Origin of the sequence: Massilia consociata (assembly GCF_042432755.1) — a bacterium.
Taxonomy (GTDB): domain Bacteria; phylum Pseudomonadota; class Gammaproteobacteria; order Burkholderiales; family Burkholderiaceae_D; genus Telluria; species Telluria consociata.
Map to the genome: position 1 here is coordinate 40,573 of NZ_JBHLWP010000019.1, position 18,369 is coordinate 58,941.

The window sequence follows — 18,369 nt, forward strand, 5'->3', positions numbered from 1 at the left end:
GAGTTCGCATGTATGTAGTTCGTCCGGTAGAACGCGCGGACATCGGCGCCCTCGAGGCCATGGCCGCGGTGACGATTCCCGGCGTGCACACGCTGCCGCGCACGCGCGAAACCATCGTCGCGGCGGTGGAGCGCTCCATCGCCTCGTTCGCGGCCCACGTCGATATCCCGAGCGAGGAGTCGTACCAGTTCGTGCTGGAAGACCTGCGCACGCGCGAGGTGGTCGGCACCTCGGCCATCCACGCGTCGGCCGGCTCGAACGGCACCTATTTCGCGTTTCGCAACGACGTGATCCAGCAGGTCTCGCGCGACCTGAATATCAGCCACAGCGTGCACGCGCTGACGCTGTGCTCCGAACTGACGGCGTATTCGCACCTGTCGGGCTTCTACATCCGCAACCGCGACAGCGCCGGCGTCGAGGCCGCGCTGCTGTCGCGCGCGCGCCTGCTGTACGCCGTGCAGGCGCCGCACCGCTTCGGCGACCGCTTCTTCGTGCCGCTGGCCGGCGTCACGGACAGCGACGGCCAGTCGCCGTTCTGGAATGCGCTGGGCCGCAAGTTCTTCAAGATGGACTTCCTCGACGCCGAGCGCGTCATCGACGGCGCCCGCAACCGCACCCTGATCGTCGAGCTGATGCCGCACTATCCGGTCTACGTGCCGCTCCTGCCGGGCGACGCCCAGGCCGCCCTCGGCCAGATCCACCCGAGCGGCCAGCTCGCGTTCAACCTGCTCACGCAGGAGGGCTTCGAGGCCGACGAGTACATCGACATCTTCGACGGCGGCCCGATCCTGCAGGCGCACAAGAATTCGCTGCGTTCGTTCTGCGGCTCACATGTGCGCCAGGTGGAGAGCGCCGGCCGCGCCGCCGGCAGCCCGGGCGCAGATGAACCGGTCAACTACATGGTGGCCAGCGCCGAACAGAATTTCCGCGCCGTGATCGCGGCCTGCCCGCCGGCCGACGCCAGCCAGGTGATCTGCCTGCCGCGCGAGGCCCAGCAGGCGCTGGGCGTATCCCCGGGTGACAGCGTCACCTGCGTGCGCATCTGAGAGAGGACTCCATGCTCGTTATCCGTGCAGTACAAACCACCGACCTGGACGCCCTGATCGAGATGGCGCGCCAGGCCGGCAGCGGCATGACCACCCTCAAGCCGGACCGCAAGATGCTGGGCGACCGCGTCGCCACGGCGGTCGCCTCGTTCAACGAGACCATCCCGCCCGAGGAGCGCGACTACATGTTCGTGCTCGAGCACACCCAGGACGGAAGCATCGCCGGCGTATGCGCCATCAAGGGCGCGGTCGGCCTCACCGAGCCCTTCTACAACTACCGCATCGGCACCCTGGTGCACAGCAGCCGCGAACTGAACGTGTTCACGCGGATGGATACGCTGTACCTGTCGAACGACCTCACCGGCTCGTCCGAACTGTGCTCGCTGTTCCTGCTGCCGCAGTACCGCGCCGGCTTCAACGGCAAGTGGCTCTCGAAAAGCCGCTTCCTGTTCATCGCCCAGTTCCAGCACCTGTTCACCGAGAAGATCATCGCCGAGATGCGCGGCTTCCAGGACGAGAACGGCGTCTCGCCTTTCTATGAGGGCCTGGGCCGCCACTTCTTCAAGATGGACTTCGACCACGTCGACGGCCTGACCGCGATCGGCAAGAAATCCTTCATCGCCGAACTGATGCCGCGCCAGCCGCTGTACGTGGACTACCTGCCGGAATCGGCGCGCGAGGTCATCGGCAAGGTCCACACTTCGACCCTGCCGGCGCGCAAGCTGCTGGAAAACGAAGGCATGCACTACGAAGGCTACGTCGACATCTTCGACGCCGGCCCGGTGCTGCAGGGCCGCGTGTCCGAGCTGCGCGCCGTGCGCGACAGCGTGCTGGCGGTCGCCGAAGAACGTGCGTCCGGGAGCGTGCCCGAAGGCGAGACCGATCACCTGCTGGTGTCGAACACCAGGCTGGCCGATTTCCGCATGATCCTCACCCGCGCCGTCCCCGGCGCCAACCGCGTCGCACTCAGCGCCCAGGAGCTGTCGCAACTGCACGTGCAGGCCGGCGACGAGGTGCGCACGCTGCCACTCAATGTAAGGAAGAACGCGCATGCCTAATCTCTCGAATTACATCAACGGCGAGTGGCTCGCCGGCAGCGGCCCGGAACTGGTCACCATCGACCCGTCGACCGGCCGCCAGACCTGGACCAGCAACGCTTCCACCCTTGATGATGTGCAGCGCGCAGTCCGCGCCGCACGCGCGCAATTCGAAGCCTGGGCGCTCACGCCGCTCGCCGAGCGCATCGCCATCTGCACGCGTTTTCGCGACCTGCTCAAGGAGCATGCCGAAGAACTGGCCTCCATCATCGCCGAGGAAGTCGGCAAGCCGCTGTGGGAAGCGCGCACGGAAGTGACAACGATGGCCAACAAGATCGACATCTCGGTCCAGGCCTACAACGCACGCACCGGCGAGACCGGAAGCAAAGTGGCCGACGGCAACGCCGTGCTGCGCCACCGTCCGCACGGCGTGTTCGCCGTCTACGGTCCCTACAACTTCCCGGGCCACCTGCCGAACGGTCACATCGTGCCGGCCCTGATCGCGGGCAACACCGTGGTCTTCAAGCCGAGCGAGTACGCGCCGCGCACCGCGGTCAAGACCGTGCAGTTGTGGGAGCAGGCCGGCCTGCCGAAGGGCGTGCTGAACCTGGTCAACGGCGGCCGCGATACCGGCGTGGCGCTGGGCCAGCAGCCGGACATCGACGGCATCCTGTTCACCGGCAGCAGCCAGACCGGCGCCGCCCTGCACAGGCAGTTCGGCGGCCAGCCGGGCAAGATGCTGGCGCTGGAAATGGGCGGCAACAACCCGCTCGTGGTGTGGGACCTGAGCGACGATCCGAAGGACATCGACGCGGCCGTGCACCACACCGTGATGTCGGCCTTCATTTCGGCCGGCCAGCGCTGCACCTGTGCGCGCCGCCTGATCATCCAGGACAACGCGCAAGGCCAGGCATTTCTTGACCGGCTGGTAAAAATCGCCTCGACCCTGCAGGTGGGTCCGTCGAACGCCGAGCCGCAGCCCTTCATGGGGCCGGTGGTATCGAGCGCGGTGGCCGCACGCCTGGTGCAGGCGCAGGCCGACATGGCCGCCAAGGGCGGCAAGGTGCTGCTGCAGATGACCCAGCCCGATCCTGACGCCGGTTTCGTCACCGCCGGCATCGTCGACACCACCGATGCGCAAGGCATCCCGGACGAAGAGTGGTTCGGCCCGCTGCTGCAGGTAATCCGCGTCAAGGATTTCGATGAAGCCCTGCGCGTTGCCAACGGTACCGAATTCGGCCTGGCCGCCGCGCTGCTGTCGCCGTCCGAGGAGCTGTGGAAGCGCTTCGCGGTGCGCGCCCGTGCCGGCATCGTGAACTGGAACCGCCCGACCACCGGCGCGGCCAGCTCGGCCCCGTTCGGCGGCGTCGGCAAATCGGGCAACCACCGCCCGAGCGCCTACTACGCGGCGGACTACTGCGCCTACCCGGTCGCCTCGATCGAGACGGCCGAACTCGAAATGCCGGCCAAGCTGTCGCCCGGCCTTTCCTTCTAGCTTGACTTTTTAAACTATGCGTACAGCTCGCGAATTCAACTTCGACGGCCTGGTCGGCCCGTCGCACAACTATGCCGGCCTCTCGTTCGGCAACGTCGCCTCGTTCAGCAACGTGCGGAGCGCCTCCAATCCGCGCCAGGCTGCCCTGCAGGGCCTGGCCAAGATGCGCGCGCTGGCCGCGCGCGGCTTCGCCCAGGCCGTGATGCCGCCGCAGGCGCGCCCGAACTTCCGCCTGCTGCGCCGCATCGGCTTTTCCGGCACCGACGCCGACGTCCTGGCCCGCGCCTGGCGCGAAGCGCCGGTGATCCTGGCCTGCGCCTATTCGGCGGCGCCGATGTGGACCGCCAACGCCGCCACCGTCAGCCCATCGAGCGACACGCAGGACGGCCGCGTGCACTTCACGGCCGCCAACCTGAACAACAAGCTGCACCGTTCGGAAGAGCACGTGCAGGCCACGCGCACGCTGCGCGCAATCTTCAAGGACAGCAACCGCTTCGTCGTGCATGACGCGCTGCCGCCGGTGCCGGCCTTCGGCGACGAGGGCGCCGCCAACCACACGCGTCTTGCCAGCGCCCACGGCGCCGCGGGCGTGGAGTTCTTCGTGTACGGCCGTGTCGAGTTCGACCCATCCGCGCCGTGCCCGAAGAAGTACCCGGCGCGCCAGACCCTGGAAGCCTCGCAGGCGGTCGCACGCCTGCACGGGCTGGACCCGGCGCGCACCGTGTTCGCCGCGCAGAATCCGGACGTGATCGACCAGGGCGTGTTCCACAACGACGTGATCGCGGTCGGCAACGGTAACGTGCTGTTCTACCACGAGCAGGCCTTCTTCGACGAAGCCGCCACCCTCGGCGCGCTGCGCAGCGCGCTGGGCAACGCCGACACCGACCTGGTGCCGGTGCGCGTGGATACCAGGCAGGTGCCGGTCGGCGACGCCGTGGCCAGCTACCTGTTCAACAGCCAGCTGCTCACCAAGCCGGACGGCCGCATGGCGCTGGTGGTGCCGCACGAATGCCGCGAGAACGAGGCGGTGTCGCGCTATCTCGCCGGCCTGGTCGAAGGCGGCGGCCCGATCGACGAACTGATCGAATTCGACCTGCGCCAGAGCATGCGCAACGGCGGCGGACCGGCCTGCCTGCGCCTGCGCGTGGCCCTGACCGACGACGAAGCGCGCGACATGCACCAGGGCGTGATCATGACCGAAACCCTGTATGCGCAGCTGGTCGCCTGGGTCGAAAAATACTACCGCGACCGCGTCGAGCCGAAGGACCTGGCCGACCCGCAGCTGGCGATCGAGTGCGCAGCCAGCCTCGAGGAACTGGAACGCATCCTCGGCCTGCCCGGGCTGTACGACCTGTCGTAAAACACGCGCCGCAAGGCCGCACGCGACGGCGTGACCGGGCCTGTGCGGCATGTTCTAATAGCGGATCGACGCGCCCGCGGCACTTTGCAAAACGCGCGTAAGGAATTCGGATGGGACACCCCCATCCATATAAGAGCAGGGCGGCGCGAAGCCACAAGCCGCAGCGCGCCCCGCACACAAACTTTGGAGAAGCAACATGAAAGACATGCCTCACGATTTGCGCAACCAGACGCTCGCGCTGGTCAACGCAAACCACGCCGCCGCCGGCGCCAACGCCCAGGTGGGCGCGCTGATCAGCGCGTGGCTCGGATCGCTCGATGACGAAGACCTGGCCGGCACCGCGCCCGAGAGCCTGGCGCCGGTGCTGTGGGAAGGCTTCTCGCAGCTGGTCCAGCGCTCCGGCCCCGGCTGCCAGATCGCGCAGATGAAGTATTCCGACGGCCGCGGCGGCATGGCGACCGCACTGCTGATCCTGAACGACGACATGCCTTACCTGGTCGATTCCTTCGTCATGGCCCTGCGCAAGGAGCGCCAGACCGCCTCCGGCGTGATGAACGCCGTGCTGGCCGTGCGCCGTGATGCCAATGGCCTGGCCACCGCCGTCGGCGAAACCGGCGCCCCGCTGGAATCGATCGTGCTCATCCTGATGAGCGACGAGCTCGAATTCGGCGAACTCGACGCGCTGACCGCGCGCATCCGCATGGTCGCCAACGACGCCGCCGTCGTCAAGCGCGACGCCGTCAGGATGGCCGACCGCATGACCGAAGTCGCGGCAGCCGCTTCGAACGCCGGCACCGCCGAAGGCCAGGAAGTGGCCGCCTTCCTCGACTGGGCCAAGAACGAAGGCTTCGAGCCCTTCGGCTATGCCTATTACGTGGTGAAGGAAGGCGTGCGTGAACTCGAACGCGACATCCCGAGCCGCATCGGCGTGCTTGCCGACACCGCGCATCCGGTCTACGGCACCTGCCTGGCCAACATCCCGGGCGACTTCGAAACCCTGTCGCGCCGCGCCGACACCCTGTCGATCGTGAAGGCCGACGTCGAGGGCACCCTGCACCGCGACCAGCCGCTCGACTTCATCGGCGTGCGCAACACCGATGCCCAAGGCAAGATCCTCGGCGAGCACTGCTTCGTCGGCCTGTTCACCCGCGCCGCCACCGCGACCCCGCTGGCGCGCCTGCCGTTCGCGCGCGGCCGCGTCGCCAAGGTGCTGTCGATCGCCGGCGTGCGCCAGGAAGGCTTCCGCGCCGAGAAGTTCGTCGAGATCCTGGAGTCGCTCCCGCGCACCGAAGCGCTGGAAGCCGATCCGGAATGGCTGGCCCAGGTGTGCAGCTCGGTCGTGTCGCTGTACAAGCAGCCGCGCCCGAAGGTCTTCGCGCGCCGCGACGTGTATGCGCGCCACCTGAACGTGCTGGTCTACCTGCCGCGCGAGCGCTACAGCGCCGCCGTGGCCGCCAGCCTGGCATCGGCCCTGAAGGACAGCTCGGGCGCGCGCGACGTGCGCGTGCACACGCTGGTGGCCGACGGCCCGCTGGCCCGCGTGTACCTGATCGCCCACGCCGCCCGCTACCCGCTCGACTTGGAGACCGACATCCAGCAGCCGCTGCTGGCGGTGCTGGACGGCTGGCATGACCGCTTCGCCGCCGCGACCAACACGATCGAGGACCACGCCCTGCGCAGCGCCCTGCGCAAGCTGGGCGCGAACCTGCCGGTCGGTTTTGTCACCAATACCGCGCCGGAAACCGCCTTCCGCGACCTGCAGGCCGTGCTGAAGAACGGCCAGACCGGCCACGTCAGCGTACGCGTCGAGCCGGGCGACGATGCCAACGGCATCGACGCCTCGATCCGCCTGTACTCGGGCGAGACCGTGCCGTCGCTGTCGCGCATCCTGCCGGCCCTGCAGAATGCCGGCATCGCGGTCGACCGCGAGCAGACCTGGTCGATCACGACCGCCGACGGCGTGCGCCACAACGTCACCGCGCTGGCGGTGGACGACGAGAGCGGCGCCAAGCTGGTCAAGCCGGGCATCATCCCGGTGGCCGAAGAGCTGTTCACCGCGCTGTTCAACAACGAAGCCGAAGACGGCCGCATGAACGGCCTGACCATCGAAGGCGGCCTGTCGCTGCGCGAAGTGCAGCTGGTGCGCGCCTACATCAGCTACTGGCGCCAGCTCGGCTCCAAGTTCTCGGTGCGCTACATGGCCGAAACCCTGCGCACCCAGCCGGCCCTGGTGAAGGAGTTCGTCACCGGCTTCCTGATGCGCTTCGATCCGAAGCTGGGCGAGTCCGAGCGTGCCGCCGGCACCGCCAAGCTGGCCGCCCTGAAAGCCGGCTTGTCAAGCGTGAACCACGCCGACACCGAAGAGATCATGGCCGCCCTGGTGGACCTGACCCTGGCCACCGTGCGCACCAACTACTTCCAGAACAGCGGCGAGAAGATCATCTTCAAGGTCGACACCAGCAACCTGGCGCTGGCTCCGGAGCCGCGTCCGTACCGCGAGATCTACGTGTTCTCGCGCCGCTTCGAAGGCGTGCACCTGCGCGGCGGCCCGGTCGCCCGCGGCGGCCTGCGCTGGTCGGACCGCATGGAAGACTACCGCACCGAAGTGCTGGGCCTGGTGAAGGCGCAGATGGTCAAGAACGCCGTCATCGTGCCGGCCGGCTCGAAGGGCGGCTTCGTGTGCAAGCAGATGCCGAAGGACGCGCCGCGTGACGTGATGGCGGCCGAAGGCGAGGCATGCTACCGCATGTTCATCTCCAGCCTGCTGGAAGTGACCGACAACCGCGTGCAGGGCGCCATCGTCCCGCCGGAGAACACCGTGCGCCACGACCACGACGACCCGTACCTGGTGGTGGCCGCCGACAAGGGCACCGCGACCTTCTCGGACATCGCCAACAGCATCGCCGTCCAGCGCGGCTTCTGGCTGGGCGACGCGTTCGCCTCGGGCGGCTCGAACGGCTATGACCACAAGAAGATGGGCATCACCGCCAAGGGCGCCTTCGAGGCCGTCAAGCGCCACTTCTACGAACTGGGCCACGACATGAACACCACCCCGGTGACCATGGTCGGCGTGGGCGACATGTCGGGTGACGTGTTCGGCAACGGCGTGCTGCTGTCGCGCCAACTGAAGCTGGTGGCCGCATTCGACCACCGCCACATCTTCCTCGACCCGGCGCCGGACGTCGAAGTCTCGTTCAAGGAACGCCAGCGCATGTTCGCGCTGCCGCGCTCGTCGTGGGAGGACTACGACAAGAACCTGATCTCGGCCGGCGGCGGCGTGTACCCGCGTACCGCGCGCTCGATCGAGCTGACCCCGCAGGTGCGCGCCGTGCTGGACATCGAAGAGACCTCGCTGGCGCCCGAAGAGCTGATGCACCGCATCCTGCTGGCGCCGGTGGACCTGTTCTACAACGGCGGCATCGGTACCTACATCAAGTCGTCGAACGAAACCCACGCCCAGGTGAAGGATCGCGCCAACGACCGCATCCGCGTCAACGGCAACGAAATGCGCTGCAAGGTGGTGGCCGAAGGCGGCAACCTGGGCGCGACCCAGGCCGGCCGTATCGAGTTCGCCCTGAATGGCGGCCGCATCTTCACCGATGCGATCGACAACTCGGCCGGCGTGGACTGCTCGGACCACGAAGTCAACATCAAGATCTGGCTCGATACCGAAGTCAGCGCCGGCCAGCTGTCGGAAGCCGACCGTAACCGCATCCTGTTCGAGATGACCGGCGACGTCGAGAAGCTGGTCCTGCGCGACAACATGCAGCAGACCCACCTGCTGACCCGCGAAGCGCAGGCCCAGGCCACCGCATCTAGCGTGGACGGCTACGCCGCATTGATCACGAACCTGGAGTCGGAAGGCGCCGTCTCGCGCGAACTGGAACAGCTGCCGACCGATGCCGAGCTGGCCCGCCGCAAGGCGCTGGGTCTGGGCTTGACCGCACCGGAACTGGCGGTGGTCGTCGCCAACGTCAAGAACCGTTTCAAGCGCACCCTGCTGGCATTGCCGCTGGTCGAGGAATCGTGGGCCGAGTCGCTGCTGCGCCCGTATTTCCCGGCGCAGCTGGTGGCCACCCGCAACCCGCTGAACCACCCGCTGGCCAATGCCATCCTGGCGACCGTGCTGGCCAATGAAGCGGTCAACCGCTGCGGCCCGCTGATGTTGCGCGACCTGGCTGCCGAACACCGCGTCGACGAAACCGAAGTGGTCAAGGCATGGGCACGCGCCTGGTCGGCGCTGCACCTGGCGCCGGTGTTCGACGCGCTCGACGCCGATGCATTGAAGGTGCCGCGTGACGTCTCGATGGCGGTCGACGCCCGCACCCGCGGCCTGATGCGCGCCGTGATCGAAGGCGTGCTGTCGCTGCCAAGCGGCGCCGACGGCATGGCCGAGCTGTCCTCGCTGTTCGGCCAGGCCGACCAGCTGCGCGGCTTGAGCCCGGCCCGTATGGAAGCGGATGGCCACAGCGGCCTGCCGGCATCGTTCACCGCGGCCTGGAAGGCGGTCGAGACCCTCGAGTCGCTGGCCACCTTCCTGTTCGCGGCGGTCTCGGTGCAGCGTCCGGGTGGCATGAGCCTGGCCCAGTTCCTGCAGGTCGGCATGGCGCTGCGCCAGCAGTCCGGCATCGACACGCTCGAACGCGGCCTGAAGCTGCCGGCGCAGAGCAAGTCGCAGGAACAGCTGCGCAACTACGCGATGCAGGCATTGCGCCGCACCCAGCAGCGCCTGCTGCTGCAGGTGATCGAGCGTGCCGGCCAGGGTGGCGACCCGCTGGCTGCCGTCGATGCCGTCACCCGCGAGCGCGGCCTGAGCGGCTTCACGCAAGCCACCGACCTCGAACAGGCAATGCTGGACGTCTGGTCGCTGTCGGAAGGTTCGAACCCGGACCGCCTGGCTGCGTAAGGCATGAGCGCAGCCCCGATGGACGAGAACGTCAATCCTGCGCTGCCGGAAGCGGTGCGCGCCCTGGCCGAAGCGGATTTCGGCACGGTCGCGCAGCGCTTTTCGAGCGCCGGCTTCGACGTCGCGCTGCCGGCTCCCGGCATCCTGACCGTGAAGTCGGCCGGCGCCGATGCCGCGCGGCCTGCCGTGCTGGTATCGGTGGGCGTGCACGGCGACGAGACCGGGCCGATCGAAATGCTGGCCTGGGTCATCGAGGCCCTGTCGCGCACGCCGCGCGAGCTGGCGGTGGACTTGATGGTCTGCGTCGGGAACATCGACGCGATTGCGGCGGGCAAGCGTTTCATCGACGCCGATCTGAACCGCATGTTCCGTCCAGAGCGCGGTGCGCTGGCCGGCACCGCGGAAGCGGCGCGCGCCGATGCCCTCATCGCCGCCACGGTGGACTTCTTCAAGGATGCGGGGCCGGTGCGCTGGCACCTGGACCTGCATACCGCGATCCGTCCCTCCCACTACCCGATGTTCGCGATCGTGCCGGAACTGATCGCGGACGAGCCACGCAGGAAGCTGATCGACTGGCTGGGACAGGCGGCCATCGGGGCCGTCATCATGAACCCGAAATCGGTCGGCACCTACAGCTACTATTCGAGCGAGCACCATGGCGCCGCGGGAAGCACCGTGGAGCTGGGGCGGGTGGGGACGCTGGGGCGGAACGACCTGTCGCAGTTCGCCGATGCCTCCGCCGCGCTGGACCGCCTGCTGCGCGGCCAGCCGGACGTGCCGGCCAGGACGGCGCCGCACGTGTTCGCGACCGCCAGGCAGGTGATCAAGCTGTCGGATGCCTTTACCATGTCGGTGGGGCGCGAGACCTGGAACTTCACGCCCATGAAGAAGGGCGACATCATCGCGACCGATGGCGACACGGTGTATACCGTGGAGCATGAGGAAGAGATGGTGGTGTTTCCGAATCCGGATGTGCGGGTTGGCTTGCGCGCGGGCTTGATGGTTGTGCGGATCGGCTGACCAGGCAAGATGAGGCTCCCGCCTTCGCGGGAGCGACGGTTCCAAACTGACAAAGTCAACACTTTGCCACCAAGCTTAAGACCGTCATTCCCGCGAAGGCGGGAATCCAAGGCATCCAAGCAACGTCGCAGCACCAAAAATCTCACCGAGCTAGACTGACGCCTTTGCTTTGAAGCGGAGGCCGCATGAACAGCATGCTTTTTTCCCCAGTCACACTGGGACCCTTGCAACTCTCCAACCGTATCGCCATCGCCCCGATGTGCCAGTATTCGGCCGTCGACGGCCTGCCCACCGACTGGCACACGATTCACCTCGGCAACCTGGCCCTGTCCGGCGCCGGCCTGCTCATCATCGAGGCCACGGCGGTCACGCCCGAAGGCCGCATTTCCTACGCCGACCTGGGCCTGTGGAGCGACGACCATGCGGACGCCCTGCAACCGGTCATCCGCGCCATGCGCCGCTACTCGCCCATCAAGATCGCCGTGCAGCTGGCCCACGCCGGCCGCAAGGCCTCGACCGACGTGCCGTGGGACGGCGGGGCCCAGATCGCACCGGGTCAGCCATGCGGCTGGCAGACCGTCGCACCGTCCGCCCTGGCGCACGCCGAGGGCGAGGCGCCGCCGCTGGCGCTCGATACCGAAGGACTGGCGCGTATCCGCGGCGGGTTCGTGGATGCCGCCCGCCGCGCCCATGCGCTCGGGCTGGACGCCATCGAGCTGCACGGCGCCCACGGCTACCTGATGCACCAGTTCCTGTCGCCGCTGTCGAACACGCGCGACGACGATTATGGCGGCTCGCTCGAGAACCGCATGCGCTTTCCGCTCGAGATTTTCGAGGCCGTGCGCGCCTCGGTGCCGCAAGAAATGGCGGTCGGCATGCGCATCTCGGCCACCGACTGGGTCGAAGGCGGCTGGGACCTCGAACAGAGCGTGCGCTTGGCCCATGCACTGAAAGAACGCGGGTGCGACTTCATCCACGTTTCCACCGGCGGCCTGTCGCCGCTGCAAACGATTCCGGTGGGGCCGGGCTACCAGATCGATTTTGCGGAACGCATCAAACGCGAGACCGCCATGCCGACCATCGGCGTGGGCCTGATCACCGAAGCGAAGCAGGCAGAATCCATCCTGCAGCAGGGCCAGGCCGACATGATCGGGCTGGCGCGCGCCATGCTGTACGACCCGCGCTGGCCCTGGCACGCGGCGGCGGAGCTGGGCGACCAGGTGTTCGCGCCGCCGCAGTACTGGCGTTCGCAGCCGCGCCAATACAAGGAGCTGTTCGGCAGCATGCGCGCCGGTTGAGGCGGTTCAGGCCCTGATTTCTGCAACCTGTCGCATGCGGCGTGCGGCAGGGCGAGCTGGTTGTTAGAGTGGCAGAAGTTAATAACCATGCAAAGGAATGCCCGTCATGCGCCTCCCAGTTACCCTGCTTGCCCTCGCCGCCATCGCCACCCTCGGCGGCTGCGCCATCATCGTGTCGCCGAACGACGGCGACGTGCGCATGCGCACGGTGTTCAGCGACAGCGCGGTGGACGGCAACGGCGTGGCCGCGCGCGACCAGCGCACGGTTGCCGCCTACAACGCGCTGGAGGTGGGCGGTTCGATGCTGGTCGAGGTGCGCGTGGGCCAATCGCCGTCGCTGGTGGTCGAAGCCGACAGCAATCTGCTGCCGCTGGTCCGGACCGAAGGCCGCGGCAACACGCTGCAGGTTTCCCTCGATCGCCACCTGCGCAGCAAGACGCCGATGCGGGTCATCTACACGGTGCCGCGCCTGTCCGAAGTGCGCGCCTCCGGTTCCGGCCAGGTCATCGTGCACGGCCTGAACGGCGCGCCGCTCGACGTGCGCAAGAGCGGTTCAGGGCAGGTGCGCCTGGCCGGCAAGGTCGACAGCCTGAACGCCCGCGTCAGCGGCTCCGGGATCGTCGATGCCGGCGAGCTGCGCAGCGCCAGCGCGGACCTGAGCCTGAGCGGCTCGGGACGCATGAACGTCGGCGAGATCCAGGGCGACTACGCGCGCGTGGAGGTGAATGGATCGGGCGTGCTGCAGGCGGGAGGCAAGGTGCGTTCGCTCAATGCCCGCGTGGCCGGTTCCGGCAGCGTCGACCTGGCCAGCCTGTCGACGCAGGACGCCGACCTGGCCTCGACGGGCTCGGGCGGCATCCGCGCGACCGTGAAGCAGTCGCTGGTGGCGCACGGCGGCGGCTCGGGCGGGATCCGGGTGTATGGGCACCCGGCCCAGCGCAGCATCAGCGGCAACGGCGTGCATCTGCTGGATTGATTCGTAGGGTGGGCGGGGCTTACAGCAGGTTGTCCAGCAGGTCCGGGCCGAACACTTCGCGGTGCAGGCGCTCGCGCGGCACGCCCGCTGCGAGCAGGGCGTTCCACTGCGCCTGCATGAAGGGCAGCGGTCCGCACAGGTAGACGTCGGTCTCGCCGCGCGGCCACGACGGCAGGCGCGCCAGGTCCATCCTGCCCGGCAGGGCGTCCTGCGCGTCACCATTTTCATAAAAGGTCACCAAGTGCAGGTGCGGCATGCAGGCCTTTGCCGCCGCGATGTCGGCCTGGTGGGCGTAGTGCGCCGCATCGCGCGCCGCATGGGCGAAAATCACGCGGCGCTCCGGGTTGACCTGCGCGATGCGGTTCAGCGCCGCAATCATCGGCGTGATACCGATGCCGGCCGACAGCAGCACCACCGGCGCATCCGACTCGGTATCGGGCAGGAAGTCGCCGAACGGGTGGCTCACCTGCAGGATGTCGTCGACATTCACGTTGTTGTGCAGCCAGGTCGACACCTCGCCTGCCGGCAGCGGGCTCTTGCCGTCCTCGCGCTTGACCGAGATGCGCATGCTGCCTTTGCCGTTCGCGTCCGACAGGCTGTACTGGCGAAGTTGGCGGCGGCCGTCCACGAACGCCAGCGCCACGCTGACATACTGGCCGGCCCTGAACGGCGGCAGCGGGCCGCCATCGAGCGGAATGAGCCGGATCGAGATCACGTTGTCGCTCTCGCGCACCACCTCCGTCACGCGCATCGCCCGGGTTTCGCCCGGCTGCACGCCGGCTTCCTCGTACATCTTCGCTTCCGCATCGATCAACAGGCGCGCCAGCGAGGTGTAGGCCTCTTCCCAGGCCTTGAGCAGCGGCTCGGTGGCCGCGTCGCCCAACACCGTCTTGATTGCAGCCAGCAGGTGGTGGCCGACGATCGGGTAGTGGTCGGCACGGATGCCGACCGAGGCGTGCTTGTGCACGATGCGGCTCACGACCGGGCCGAGCGCCGCCGCATTGCCGATGTTGGCGGCGTACGCGAACACCGCCGAGGCCAGCGATTGCTGCTGCGCGCCGCTGGCTTGGTTGCCCATGTTGAACAGGTTCTTCAACTCCGGGTGTGCATCGAGCATGCTGCGGTAGAAGGTGGTGGTGATGGCCAGGCCATGCTCGCGCAGCACGGGAACGGATGCGTCGATATACGGGCGGGAGGCGGTCGAGATCATGATGGTTTCCTTGTTGATGCATCAATTGATGCAAAATTGATGCATGTTTAGCGCCAAAAAAGTGTCCGGACTGGCATGGCAAAGCAGTGCGGGCCGGACCATTCTAGCAAAAGATGCTGTTCAAATGAATCTTTAAGTAAACAATTTTATTGGTCGTACACAAAACCCCTATAATCGCAGGTTTTGATGAGCGGTTTATCAAGCCGCCACCCTCGAGACCCCGCGCCGCGACAGGCCGCGTCACCAAAGGACATGCCGTGAATCTGACCCTGGGCCAAAAGCTGATCCGTACCAAAACGGCAGAACGCCATCACGATGGCGAAGCTTCCGGTGGCGGCCTGCAACGCTCGCTGGGCCTGTTCCCGCTGACGATGATCGGCGTCGGCGCCACGATCGGCACCGGCATCTTCTTCACGATGGTCGAGGCGGTGCCGAAGGCCGGTCCGGCCGTGATCCTGTCCTTCCTGCTGGCCGCCCTCACCGCCGGCCTGACCGCGCTGTGCTACGCCGAGCTGGCGGGCAGGGTGCCGGCCGCGGGCTCCTCGTATTCGTTCGCCTATGCGACCGTCGGCGAGTTCGCCGCCTTCATCGTGGCCGCCTGCCTGCTGCTGGAATACGGCCTGGCGGGCAGTGCGGTGGCGATCGGCTGGTCCGACTACCTGAACAACTTCCTGGTGAATGCCTTCGGCTGGGAAATCCCGGCGCACCTGCGCTCGCCGATGTTCGTGTCGGACCACCATAATGTCCACTTCAACCCGGGCAACTTCAACCTGCCGCCGATGCTGCTGGTGGCCATGTGCTGCATCCTGCTGGTGCGCGGCACCAAGGAATCGGCGACCGCCAATGCCGTCATGGTGCTGGTCAAGCTGGCGATCCTGGTGTTCTTCGCGGTGATCGCCTTCACCGGTTTCGACGCCGACAACTTCACGCCCTTCTTCAATACCGACACCACCACCGGCTACGCGGGCATGGCCGGCGTGACCGCGGCCGCCGGCACCGTGTTCTTCTCGTTCATCGGCCTTGACACCATCGCCACCGCCGGCGAGGAAGTCAACAACCCGCGCCGCAACGTGCCGATCGGGATCCTGACCGCGCTCCTGATCGTCACCGTGTTCTACCTGATGGTGGCCTTTGCCGCGATGGGCGCGCAGCCGGCCCACATGTTCGCAGGACAGGAAGCCGGCCTGTCGGTGATCCTGCAAAACGTCACCGGCCAGACCTGGCCGGCGCTGGTGCTGTCGGCCGGCGCCGTGGTCTCGGTGTTCTCGGTAACCCTGGTGACGATCTACGGCCAGACGCGCATCCTGTATGCCATCAGCCGCGACGGCCTGATCCCGAAGACCTTCCAGAAGGTGAACAAGCGCACCCTGGCCCCGGTCAGCAATACCGTCATCGTCTGCATCGTGGTCGGCACCGTCGCCGGCCTGGTCGACGCGACCTTCCTGTGGGACATGGTGAGCATGGGTACCCTGACCGCCTTCATGGTGGTCTCGATCGCGGTGCCGGTGATCCGCGCCAAGCAGGGCCCGGGCGAGCCAGGCGCCTTCCGCGTGCCGTTCGGCCCCTACCTGATCCCGGGCCTGTCGGTGCTGGCCTGCCTGTACATCATGAAGGACCTGTCGCCGGCCACCTTCCGCGTCTTCTTCATCTGGATCGGGGTGGCGGTGGCGACTTATTTCCTGTACAGCGTGCGCCACAGCCGCCTGAACAAGACGAACTGATCCGGGATACGAAGTCGAGGGCTGCAAGGTGTTGGAGAAATTCGAACGGCGGCGCGACCGCTTCAACCTGTTCAACAGCATGGACAGTAGCGCGGTCAACCTGTGTTTCCCGCTCGAGCTGCCGGATTTCCGGCCCTGGTGCAAGGAACAGGGCCTGGCGCCCTTCCACGTGCTGCTGTGCGCCGTGCTGCGCGCGACGTTACAGGTCGAAAACTTCCGCTACCGCCTGTTAGAAGGCGAAGTGATCCGCATCGACCGCCTGATCCCGTCCTTTACCGTCGTCAACCAGCACAATGACCTGAATTTCGCCATGTTCGCCTGGGCCGACGACCTGCGCGAATTCGTCGCCCGCGGCGTCGCCGCGCGCGAGCAGGCCAGCCGGATGACCCAACTGAACGCCAGCTATGCGACGCTGTCGCCGCGCGAAGCGAAGGAACAGGTCTTCATCACCTGCATTCCCTGGCTGGCCTTCACCTCGATCCAGCATCCCAGCGCCTCGCTGGCGCAGCCGGACATTCCTTCGTTCGCCTGGGGCAAATTCCGTGACGGTCCCCATGGCCGCTTGGAGGTGCCGTTCTCGGTGCAAGCCCACCACGGCTTCGTCGACGGTTTTCACATCCACCAGCTGGCGCAAGCCATCGCGGGCGAAATCGCCGGCTTCATGCAGGCCAGCCCTGGGCCCGGCGGCAGTCCTTCCGCCTAACCGTCAGGCGCGGCCCAGCCACAGCGCCTGGGCCTTGGCAAAGGCCCGCGCGCCCACTTTTGTCCCCAGCGTCAGCCCGGCCGTGTTGCCGCTCTCGAAGTGGATGCCGCCATAGATGCGCGAGATGCCGGCCTGCCGCGCCGCAGCGCTGAAGGTGTCCCAGCCCAGGTGCACGTCCTGCGCCGGGACCCCCGGCTCGATCGTCACCGAGTGCGCCGGCTTCAGGTAGCTGGCGCCGAAGGCGTCGCTGCCGGTGAAGCTGCGCAGCACTTCGGCCGCGGCCGCACTGAAGGTGCTGTGGCCCGAGACATGTTCCGGAAAGGGCGGCGAGGGGAAGGCCAGCGACTGGTAGGGCACCCAGGTTTCGCCCCGGATGCGGCGCAGCCCGCCCGCCGGCCCCAGTGACCCGTAGCCGGTGATGGTCTGCCCGTGCATCAGGTAGCGCACCGCCGTGATCGGGCGCGCCGAATCATAGGCGCGCTTGGCATCCCAGGCTGCAATCGCCGCGTCCGCCATTGCATGGGAGAGGGCAAAGAACAGCTTGATGTCCTCGTCGTCCGTATGCCGGTCGCGTTCGGATACGTAGAGGCCGAACTGCAGCCAGTGCCCGGGCGGAAGCTCGGAGCTCGGCCCGTCGGCCCAGTATTCGGCAATGACCTTCTGCTCATCGGTCAGGGATTGCTGCACCTCGACGATGTGCCTGGTCTGCTCCACGAACTCGACCGAACCGAAGGCCGCCGGCGGCCCCGGCCGGTACTGGTCGCTCGAGGCCAGCGCGAAGGGCCGCACCCGTGACCAGGCCGCGCCCAGGTGGGCGGGCGTGCGCAGCACGCCGCCGGCATCGGTATAAGTCAGCGGCTGCCAGGAGCCGGGGGCGGGAATCAGCTCGCGCGGGGTCGGCGCGCCGACGCTCATGGGAGGATTCTTTGCGACGTAACCGGTGTAATCGGCATACGGGACACCCATGGGGTCGAGGTTGCCGAGCTGGTTTGCCCCGTCCGTATGGCAGTAGGCGATCTCGGCGCGCGACAATGCCATCCCGAGGCCGGCCGGTGTGCCGGGGCCGGCCGATTCCGGTGCCGGTTCGTAGCCCAGGCGCCTCAGGTGATGGTCGAAAGCCGCTTTTTCGGTCGGGTACTGGTCGACCAGCGCCGCATGGGCCGCGTAGCTCATGGCCATGGCCTTGCTGACAGCGGTGCGCTCCTCGGGCGGACGCCGCGCGCCCTGGCCGATGGGTGTCGGCTGCGCTACCGCGTCATAGGCACACCAGGTGTTGTACATGCAGGTGTACATGATCGCGAACGAGCGCGCCGCCATCGGCGGACCCGGCTTGACGGTGCGCACCGCCTGCAAGGCGACTTCCGTCCAGCCCGCCACCGTCCTGGCCGGCGCTTGCGCGACCGGAACGCCGTCCGGGGCGCTACCGCCGCCGCAGGCGGCCAATGCCCCGCTCATGGCAGCTCCCCCTCCCCATTTCAAGAAAGTGCGTCGTTTCATGTTCGTCTCGCCGGTTTGATATCGATGGGCGAGTATCCGTGTTGAGGGTACGCTCATGCTTGAGCAGCTTCAGCGAACGCCGGGGAACGTTTTGCGCTGA

Annotated in this window: 12 protein-coding genes; 10 read left to right on the forward strand and 2 right to left on the reverse strand. The window is 67.3% G+C overall.

The genetic code is table 11. The annotated features are described in order from the left end of the window. The first annotated feature begins 8 nt into the window (after positions 1–8). From astA (ACFFJK_RS19680) to ACFFJK_RS19715, 8 genes are all read left to right on the forward strand, one after another. Positions 9–1,046 (forward strand): arginine N-succinyltransferase, encoded by a 1,038-nt coding sequence (astA, locus tag ACFFJK_RS19680; protein ID WP_379681383.1) that lies wholly within the window; start codon positions 9–11, stop codon positions 1,044–1,046. A gap of 11 nt (positions 1,047–1,057) precedes the next feature. Then, on the forward strand, positions 1,058–2,104 hold the full coding sequence (gene astA, locus ACFFJK_RS19685; RefSeq protein WP_379681384.1) for an arginine N-succinyltransferase: 1,047 nt from the start codon (positions 1,058–1,060) through the stop codon (positions 2,102–2,104). Beyond that, positions 2,097–3,578 (forward strand): succinylglutamate-semialdehyde dehydrogenase, encoded by a 1,482-nt coding sequence (gene astD / locus ACFFJK_RS19690; RefSeq protein ID WP_379681385.1) that lies wholly within the window; start codon positions 2,097–2,099, stop codon positions 3,576–3,578. The genes astA (ACFFJK_RS19685) and astD overlap by 8 nt, the downstream gene beginning before the upstream one ends. Positions 3,579–3,594: 16 nt before the next feature. Continuing rightward, the gene (gene astB, locus ACFFJK_RS19695) at positions 3,595–4,938 is read left to right on the forward strand and encodes an N-succinylarginine dihydrolase (protein WP_379681386.1); all 1,344 of its coding nucleotides are present in this window, start codon (positions 3,595–3,597) and stop codon (positions 4,936–4,938) included. A 196-nt stretch (positions 4,939–5,134) separates the two neighbouring features. Then, positions 5,135–9,844 (forward strand): NAD-glutamate dehydrogenase domain-containing protein, encoded by a 4,710-nt coding sequence (locus ACFFJK_RS19700; protein ID WP_379681387.1) that lies wholly within the window; start codon positions 5,135–5,137, stop codon positions 9,842–9,844. A 3-nt stretch (positions 9,845–9,847) separates the two neighbouring features. Further along, positions 9,848–10,864: a succinylglutamate desuccinylase gene (locus ACFFJK_RS19705; protein WP_379681388.1), complete on the forward strand. Its 1,017-nt coding sequence runs from the start codon at positions 9,848–9,850 to the stop codon at positions 10,862–10,864. 185 nt (positions 10,865–11,049) lie between these two features. Further along, positions 11,050–12,162, forward strand: a complete 1,113-nt coding sequence (locus tag ACFFJK_RS19710) for an NADH:flavin oxidoreductase/NADH oxidase (protein ID WP_379681389.1) — start codon at positions 11,050–11,052, stop codon at positions 12,160–12,162. A 106-nt stretch (positions 12,163–12,268) separates the two neighbouring features. Next, positions 12,269–13,138: a head GIN domain-containing protein gene (locus tag ACFFJK_RS19715; protein WP_379681390.1), complete on the forward strand. Its 870-nt coding sequence runs from the start codon at positions 12,269–12,271 to the stop codon at positions 13,136–13,138. A 19-nt stretch (positions 13,139–13,157) separates the two neighbouring features. Here the strand turns inward: ACFFJK_RS19715 and ACFFJK_RS19720 are convergent, their stop codons facing one another. Beyond that, the gene (locus ACFFJK_RS19720) at positions 13,158–14,348 is read right to left on the reverse strand and encodes a globin domain-containing protein (RefSeq protein ID WP_379681391.1); all 1,191 of its coding nucleotides are present in this window, start codon (positions 14,346–14,348) and stop codon (positions 13,158–13,160) included. 257 nt (positions 14,349–14,605) lie between these two features. On the opposite strand from ACFFJK_RS19720, the gene ACFFJK_RS19725 reads away from it, so the two are divergent. Both ACFFJK_RS19725 and ACFFJK_RS19730 read left to right on the forward strand, forming a co-directional pair. Next, positions 14,606–16,069: an APC family permease gene (locus tag ACFFJK_RS19725; RefSeq protein ID WP_379681392.1), complete on the forward strand. Its 1,464-nt coding sequence runs from the start codon at positions 14,606–14,608 to the stop codon at positions 16,067–16,069. 28 nt (positions 16,070–16,097) lie between these two features. Beyond that, positions 16,098–16,772 carry a CatA-like O-acetyltransferase gene (locus ACFFJK_RS19730; protein WP_379681393.1) on the forward strand — a complete coding sequence of 225 codons (675 nt, stop codon included), beginning with the start codon at positions 16,098–16,100 and terminating at the stop codon, positions 16,770–16,772. Positions 16,773–16,775: 3 nt separating this feature from the next. Here ACFFJK_RS19730 and ACFFJK_RS19735 read toward each other — a convergent pair whose 3' ends face one another. Then, complete coding sequence (locus tag ACFFJK_RS19735) at positions 16,776–18,227, reverse strand: vanadium-dependent haloperoxidase (protein WP_379681394.1); 1,452 nt, start codon at positions 18,225–18,227, stop codon at positions 16,776–16,778. Positions 18,228–18,369: the final 142 nt, after the last annotated feature.